This window comes from Psychroflexus sp. MES1-P1E (assembly GCF_002836055.1).
Taxonomy (GTDB): domain Bacteria; phylum Bacteroidota; class Bacteroidia; order Flavobacteriales; family Flavobacteriaceae; genus Psychroflexus.
The window spans coordinates 1-6406 of record NZ_PJBS01000129.1 but is presented as its reverse complement, the minus strand read 5'-3'; the positions used below and the strand labels follow the sequence as shown (position 1 = coordinate 6406).

The window sequence follows — 6406 nt, the reverse complement described above, 5'->3', positions numbered from 1 at the left end:
GAAATAAATCACTAACATTTGAAAATTGAATCTTTTGTAATTGGATTAGGATAAATTACCGCCATTTTTGTTGTTTTATTTTCATAAGAGTCTGGACTTAAAGGACCCCCTTTTTCAATGCAGGCGAAAAATTGGCAGAATTTAAAAAACCTCCCCTCATTTCACCAAATTCTTTAAAAGACCTTAGAAAAACAACTCTAGCTAACTTTGATCATTGGCGATAATAAAGTTGATGAACTTTTCTTTCTGAAAATCATCAGGCAAACTAATTTCAAAAACAACATAAGACTGATAGACCCCTTCAATAGGAGAACACTCATAATATAAAACTACCAAAAAATTTGAAGGGCTCATTATAATCAGCTAAAATGGAATACATTCAACGATTAGCCGATATTGAAGCTCTTCGAAAATTTGAGTTTTCAGGATTAATTTTTCAAAGTTGATGATATAATCATTCAAAATAATAGACTCTTTTTTGGATATATTTTCTTTAAAAGTTGTAAAATCAATCAAGTCATTTATATTAAAATTGTCACTCAAGATTTCTATGCCTAATTGTGCTCTATAGTAAAACAATCCCTCTTCTGTCTGACAAAAATTTTGAGCATAGGATAAATTCACCTAAAGAATAATACATAAATAAGTGAAGCTTAATCTCATAAAAGAGCATTTAAAGTCAAAATAAATAATTGATAATTATGGTTAAATAAAATAAATTTATCTAAAAATGAAAGCCTTTTTTGTCTAAATGACTATTATTTTACGTTTTTTGAAATCCTTTCTGAAATCAATTTCAAAACCACTGGAGACAGCGTTTGTTCAATGAGTTGATATTCTAAAATATCTCCTGTATCGCTGTCTTGGAAGATGTGATTTAAACCTTCTAGCTCGTGAGTTTCAACTTCCGTATTAGCGCCATCACTCAAAGCTTTATCTATAGCTGCTAAATTCTCTTTGGCAGACACTTGAAAGTCTTTACTTCCATTAAGGGCAAGTACAGGACAAGATACCTTTTGGAAGTAATTGGCAGGACTAGATTTTAGGATCGCCATCAATTCTAGATTATTGACGATAGAATTTACCATATCGTTTAGCTCCTTTTCAGGTATAGTAGTTTGGTATTTAATTGCTAGCTTTTTTTTTAATTCAGATTTAAGAGCTTCGCCTTCTAAACTTGATTTTCTAAGTTCTGAGTATAGGCTAGCTAACATTTCATTGGTCCCATCAATTTGTTTATCTGTAGCACCTCTAAGTATAAGGAGATCTTTGCGCTGCTTAAGCATCATCACATCACCGTTAACCCCGGGAGCAGCTAGCAAAACTAAAAGTCGATGTCGTTTTCAATAGCGAGTTTTGGGGCGAGTATACCTCCCAAGCTATGTCCTAACAAGCCTACTTTTGTATTATTTATTTGATGGTTGGATAAAAGATAATTGATGCCCGCTTGTGCATCTCCCCTTTGAGTAGCCATAGTCATTTCTGAAGTTCGTCCACCAGACTCTCCTACCCCTCGCTCATCGAATCGCAAAACTGCAATCCCACTTTGGGTAAGTTCATGAGCCAAAAGCAAAAATGGCTTATGACCAAATATATTGCTATCTCTATCTTGAGGTCCACTACCACTCAAAAGCAATACAGCAGGAAATGGGCCATCTCCTTTTGGTAAGCTAAGTGTCCCTGCCAAAACGACATCGTCACTTGTGCTTTTGTAGCTCACCTTCTTCATCACATAATCATATGGTGGCTTTGGTTCTTGAGGTCTATTCGGAAGAGTGCTCCCTCTTTTAAAATCAAGTTTGAAAGACATTCCATTTTGCGAAAAATTACCAACAATGGTATCTTTTAGGGCTAATTTTCCCTGATACTGAATACCTAACTCCTTAATTTGGATGGTTAACAAAGAATCAATATAAGTGGTGACGTCCGACTTATATCCTTCTACACCTTGTAAAGGGACATCCATCGTTGAAGCAAATCCGTTTTCTGTTGCATTAATATGGAAATTTATACCAAGTGAATTCCCTTGAAACTTCAACTCACCTTGCCAGTCTCCTATAATGTCTTGAGCTAAAGCAATTGAGGATAAAACTAGTGTTAATAAAAAAGTGCAAAGTGTTTTCATAGGAATTTATTTAATTTACAAATTTAGTTACCATTTTATATATGCCTCTTGATCTCAAGTAAGTTAAGTGTTCTCTTTTTTCGCTCCATCTTCAGGAATCCATAAGGTATCCAAAAAGATATTATTTTTAAGGTCCTTTCGCTGAGTAAGGCAATGATTTAGAGCTTCCAAATGGTTACAAATCAATTGACCTTTACTTTCCTCCACAAATTTTATAATATCTATCATAGTCATCAAAATCTTGTATAGCTCCTCCTAAAAAAGAAATTGCTTTGTTATACTCCAATTCTTGGTCGACATGTAAACCTTTAGACTTTAAAGCATCTGTATTCAAATTACTGCAAGTCATAGGAATTTGTCTTTCTTTTAAGAAATTGATTCCAGCCTCATAAAGGTGATCTGCATGTTGATGAGTAATAAAGGCATGCGTGGCTTTATCTCATACGTCTGAGGCTTGTTCTGGTAAAGCAACTAAAGGATTCCTAAGAGACGGAAAGCGTTTAGAAGTAAATGCTCCTAGACTTCCCACTTCGCCAAACATAGAATCTACTAAGATATGCTTAGTTTCTGTTTCGATAACAGCAGTGGCATTTCTAAGGTGATGATATCTCATTATTCTGATTTTATTTTTAATTGACTTGATGTTCAAAGATAATTCAACTTTTATTATGAAGTTAAATTGATGCTATTGCTTTTATTTGCAAAAAATCAAAAGATGCAAATAAGTATTGAACCATTTAGTTCCTTTGAAGTTGAATCACTCGAAGATTTAAGCCAAAAGACCTTTAAAGAATCCCATGGACATAGTGCCACTGAAATTGATATTCAAAACTATGTTAATTATCACTTCAACACCCAAACTTTATTAAAAGCTCTTAATCACTCCAATATCTACTTCCATAAAATACTTTTTGACAGCCAACTTGCTGGATATTCCAAATTAATACTGGACAATCCTCATCCTCTTACCGATATATCGCCAATAGCTAAATTTGAAAGGCTTTATCTTTTAAAAGATTTTTACGGACTTGGTCTTGGCAAAGAGCTTCTACAACACAATATAGAGATCGCAAGAGCACATCAGCAAAAAGCCTTTTGGATATTTGTATGGACTGAAAATGAGAATGGGCTTAAGTTTTATAAAAAAAATGATTTTAAAATTATTGGCACTCACAACTTCAAGATAAGTGACCAACATTCCAATCCCAATTTTGTAATGTTGAAATTATTATAAGTTTTTATAAAATTGTAATCTCGCCTGGTATACATTTAGTCCTCTTTATAAATTCTTTATTTATTTGAGAAGAAATTGCTTGAGAAGAAACTGTAACCAAATCTTCCCATTTTAAATAGGAATCTTTATATTATGAAATGTCAAAATTTTAAAACCCTTATGGTCTTTAAAAGTTTTAAGCTTAAAAGAAAGCACCTACAATCTCTTGGATTTTAAGCCACCCTTACAAAGGATATGATTAGTGAAAAAATAATTCTATAGAATTTAAGTGTGACGGGCAGATTTTTTTAAAAACATAAACCATTTCAAACTAGAGCAAACCTTATCAAATTGCGGTTATTTTTTTATGAATTTAGGGACAACTCGTCTTATCTTCCCCTAAACAAACTTAAAACCCATGAAAATACTTGGTATTTCAGGCTCAGCTAGTCGGTATAGTAGTAATTACTATCTTCTTAAAGCGATACAAAGTTACGCTGAAGGTGAGCATACTATGAGCGTTTATGATCTCCTACCAAACTTTGAATTGTTTACCCCTGATAAACTTAAAAACGGAGTTCCTCAAAACATTTTAACATTTAAAACCCAGATACTAGATGCAGATGCTATCATTATTTGCACACCAGAATACACCCATAATATCCCAGCTGTCTTAAAAAATATGATAGAATGGTGTACCGCTTCTGGTGAATTTGCTCATAAAAGAATCTTGCCCATTACCTTTACTCCTATTGCTCCTAGAGGTGAATTTGCGATGTCCTCTTTACTGATGTCCTTACAAACTATGGATGCTAAAGTCGTTTCTCAACTTCCGCTTTATAAAACCGATGTGGATATCGAGCATGAGCAGATTAACCTTTCTGAAGACGTCCGAGATATCCTTGGAGCTGCTCTGGAATTGTTTTAAAGTATTGTTTTAAATTTGACAGGTATACCAATTTAAATTTAATCTATTACTAACCAACTCATCCTATGAAAATAATTTATTTAATCACTCTTTTAATATGTGCTAATACATTCTCTCAGGACTTCTTATCCATTGAAGAAGCAATGGAAAATGCAAGTAAAAAAAATGAAATCTTTAAAGAGTATACTGTTTTTGAGCATTCTACTCAAAAGATAAATTCTTCACTTAGAGAGATTGCACCAGACATCCAGTCTATTTCTGTGAGTAAATCCGCTCTTTCAACTATTCAAAAAGAAACACCAGAATTTATTCATTTTTATGTTTACCATGAAGATGATACACTTTCGGTTAAAATGCAAAGACATCAAGTTTTAACAGATGACTTTAAAGTCCGCAACCAGGACGGCAAGGTTTTGAAATACAAACCAGGATTATATTACCGTGGAATAGTTAATAATGACTTTAAATCTTTAGCTGTTTTTAGTTTTTTCGATGAAACTTTGAATGGAATAATTTCAAGCCCATCTAAAGGGAATAGAATTGTAGCGCAGCTTCGTAATAAAAATAAATTTGTCATATACAACGATTCAAAAATGACAGTAAGTCAAGATTTTTCTTGTCAAGTAGATGAAATTGAACAATTTGGAGATTTAGTACCTCAGACAGATTTTTCAAATAGTACTTCTGCCTCTGCAAATTGCGTTAGAGTATTTTATGAACTGACGAATGATATTTATGTAAACAATTCTTCATCTACCAATTTAACTTTAAACTGGTTAACATCGGTGCATAATATTGTTGCAGCTTTATACAGCGATTCCAATATTCCAACTGCATTAAGTGAAGTCTTAATTTGGCAAGTTGAAGATCCATATACAGGTGACAATATAGAAAAGTTGACTTTTTTCAGAGAGAACAGAATTGCATTTAATGGCGATATAGCTCATCTCCTAGATTTACCAATAACTGGTGGTGTCGCTTATTTAAACAGTTTGTGTCAAGATTTTAACCATGCCTTTTCAGGACTATCTTTAAATTATGAAGAGCTACCTACTTATTCATGGACCGTAAAGGTTATATCACACGAAATGGGCCATTCTCTAGGATCGCCGCATACTCACGCGTGTTTTTGGAATGGGAACAATACAGCCATTGATTCCTGTGGTCCAATTAATGGGTATTCAGAAGGCTGTGATGATGCCGAGATACCATCAGAAGGGGGGACTATAATGAGCTATTGCCATCTTGGTGCAACTGGAATCAACCTTGCCTTAGGATTTCATCCACAGGTTAAAGCCTACATGAACAGTAATATCGACACAAAATCATGTCTTGGCACAGATTGCATAGATTCATGCACGAGAACCATTGCAGGAGTGACTGTAAACCAATCCAATGAAAACTCTTTTACAGTAAATATCGATGATGTTATCTCTAATTCTTGGATTTATAGAATTTATGAGCAAAATACAACACCTGGTCCTTTCAATACTACTAATAGCAATTCAATCCTATTTAATGATGATGTAAAGCCCAACACGTATTATGTAATTCAAGTGGCTAATAATTGCACCAACGGTAATGTGGGAGGTGCATTTCAATCAAATTATCTAACTGACGATGATTGGTGTTCTGGTAGAATATTTACAGATATAGGTGGTTTGAATGGTAATTATCCAAGCAATCAGAATTTCCTAAAAACATTCTATCCTGAAGATTCAGCGAATAAGATTGGTTTAACTATAAATGATTTTGATCTTGAAGATGGAGCTGATTTTATGACGATTTACGATGGAGAATCTATCAACTCACCTATATTTTTGAATGGTGAGAATCTTACTGGAAATAATTTGACGACAAGTTATTTTGAAGCTTCCAATAACACTGGTGCTATTACTGTGAATTTTACATCCAACTTTGCAAATGCTAATAATTCTGGCTGGGAGATTTTAGTTTCTTGTGAAACTCTATCAATACTAGAATTCTCTGAAGACGATATCGCTATATATCCAAACCCTTTTAATGATAAATTATTCATCATGTCTAATGTAGATTTCGATAAAGTGTTGATCTATGATATAAATGGTAAGCAAGTTTATAAAAAGAACATAAAGTCTGTAAAAGAAAATTATTTAAACTT

The 6406-nt window shown here is 33.4% G+C and carries 8 protein-coding genes; 3 read left to right on the top strand and 5 right to left on the bottom strand.

The annotated features are described in order from the left end of the window. Positions 1 to 758: 758 nt before the first annotated feature. The 5 genes from CXF67_RS18650 to CXF67_RS18630 form a co-directional block, all read right to left on the bottom strand. Entirely contained in the window at positions 759 to 1322 is a 564-nt protein-coding gene (locus CXF67_RS18650) for an alpha/beta hydrolase family protein (RefSeq protein ID WP_257984584.1), read from the bottom strand. A 2-nt stretch (positions 1323 to 1324) separates the two neighbouring features. After that, positions 1325 to 2125, bottom strand: a complete 801-nt coding sequence (locus CXF67_RS18645; protein WP_257984583.1) for an alpha/beta hydrolase family protein — start codon at positions 2123 to 2125, stop codon at positions 1325 to 1327. Between the two features lie 63 nt (positions 2126 to 2188). Beyond that, entirely contained in the window at positions 2189 to 2353 is a 165-nt protein-coding gene (locus CXF67_RS18640) for a hypothetical protein (protein ID WP_257984582.1), read from the bottom strand. Next, on the bottom strand, positions 2319 to 2474 hold the full coding sequence (locus CXF67_RS18635; RefSeq protein WP_257984581.1) for a hypothetical protein: 156 nt from the start codon (positions 2472 to 2474) through the stop codon (positions 2319 to 2321). Before CXF67_RS18635 ends, CXF67_RS18640 begins: the two co-directional genes overlap by 35 nt. A gap of 90 nt (positions 2475 to 2564) precedes the next feature. Further along, on the bottom strand, positions 2565 to 2738 hold the full coding sequence (locus tag CXF67_RS18630; protein ID WP_257984580.1) for a hypothetical protein: 174 nt from the start codon (positions 2736 to 2738) through the stop codon (positions 2565 to 2567). 102 nt (positions 2739 to 2840) lie between these two features. Between CXF67_RS18630 and CXF67_RS03590 the strand changes: the two genes are divergently transcribed. The 3 genes from CXF67_RS03590 to CXF67_RS03580 all read left to right on the top strand — a co-directional run. Further along, positions 2841 to 3359, top strand: a complete 519-nt coding sequence (locus CXF67_RS03590) for a GNAT family N-acetyltransferase (RefSeq protein ID WP_102087502.1) — start codon at positions 2841 to 2843, stop codon at positions 3357 to 3359. A 397-nt stretch (positions 3360 to 3756) separates the two neighbouring features. After that, positions 3757 to 4266, top strand: coding sequence for an NADPH-dependent FMN reductase (locus tag CXF67_RS03585; RefSeq protein ID WP_102087501.1), 510 nt, complete (start codon positions 3757 to 3759; stop codon positions 4264 to 4266). Positions 4267 to 4331: 65 nt separating this feature from the next. Then, on the top strand, positions 4332 to 6406 hold a 2075-nt coding region (locus CXF67_RS03580), incomplete at its 3' end, for a M12 family metallo-peptidase (RefSeq protein ID WP_102087500.1).